At 66.8% G+C, this 401-nt stretch carries 1 protein-coding gene; it reads right to left on the bottom strand.

Features of this window, described 5'->3' with window-relative positions; all coding sequences use genetic code 11:
• Positions 1–76: 76 nt before the first annotated feature.
• On the bottom strand, positions 77–401 hold a 325-nt coding region (locus CDV44_RS28210), incomplete at its 5' end, for a hypothetical protein (RefSeq protein ID WP_170936139.1).

The following is a 401-nucleotide window of genomic DNA, read 5'->3' on the forward strand; positions in this document are numbered from 1 at the left end:
GCTGGTGCGACCGGCAGAACCCCGGCGAGCGAGACGACGAGGTTTAGCGAGAGGCGCGTGAGATGAGACCGCATGGTCAGGCAACGGCGCAAGGAGTGAAGATGCCGGCTCGCGGTGCGGCGGCACCCCCAGCCTGAGACGTGAACGATTCGAGCGCTGAGGGCGAAGCAAGCGATGCGCTCTGCGTCCGCAAGCCTTGCGACGTCACCATCGCGCAGGCCAGGAGTTGGCGGCGAAGTTGTGCTTCCACGCGCGCGGCCGATTCGCTGCCGTCGAAGCGGTGCACCCACCAGAGCACGTCGTTCGCGATGCAAAGACTGTCGTCACGCAACGCTGGCTGACCGGCCAGCACGAGCGAGAGGCGTGTGAGCCAGCGTGAGAGTTCGGTGTCCGGGGCACTG

It is taken from the genome of Pandoraea sp. PE-S2R-1 (genome assembly GCF_002179865.1).
Lineage (GTDB): Bacteria > Pseudomonadota > Gammaproteobacteria > Burkholderiales > Burkholderiaceae > Pandoraea.